Source organism: Flammeovirga aprica JL-4 (assembly GCF_012844305.1).
GTDB lineage: Bacteria > Bacteroidota > Bacteroidia > Cytophagales > Flammeovirgaceae > Flammeovirga > Flammeovirga aprica.
The window spans coordinates 1-605 of sequence record NZ_JABANE010000394.1; the positions used below are offsets into that span (position 1 = coordinate 1).

At 32.4% G+C, this 605-nt stretch carries 1 pseudogene; it reads left to right on the forward strand.

The window, feature by feature from the left end:
* Nucleotides 1-62: 62 nt before the first annotated feature.
* Nucleotides 63-605 (forward strand): annotated as a pseudogene (locus HHU12_RS34570) (transposase); the annotation flags it as partial.

A 605-nucleotide genomic window follows, 5' to 3' on the forward strand; every position in this document is an offset into this window, starting at 1 on the left:
TTTAACTTGCATAAATTTGAGTTCCAACAAAAAATCTATTACAAGTCTGACTCAAATATAACATGCAATTCGAAATCTTCAAGCAAGAACATGCACAACCTTTAAAATATTACAAATTCAAGAATACTGAATTAGGAAAAGTACACTCTTGTATTCCATGGGAAGAATTAGAGAAACTTTTACCTTCTTCAGAAGGTAAATCAGGTAGAAAGTCTTGGTTCAATAATAAAGGGAAACTAGCACTCATGTTTCTAAAATCTTACTCTGGTTTGAGTGATGAAAAACTGATTGAAAGGCTGAACACCGATTGGGCTTATCAAATGTTCTGCTTTCGTCTTTTGGGAGATGATGAAATCATTCGAGATATCACATTACCGAGTGCAACACGCTCTTATATTTCATCAATTATTGACATCGACGAGCTTCAATATACCCTATTGGAATCTTGGAAAGGTGATATCGATTTTTCTAATTTATTACTGATGGATGCTACCTGTTATGAAAGTGATGTCAGATATCCAACAGATGTAAAGCTATTGTGGGAATGCTGTTATTATGTTTTTGAAAAACTACTATTCAAATTTTGTAAAGAGCTTAAAATAAAA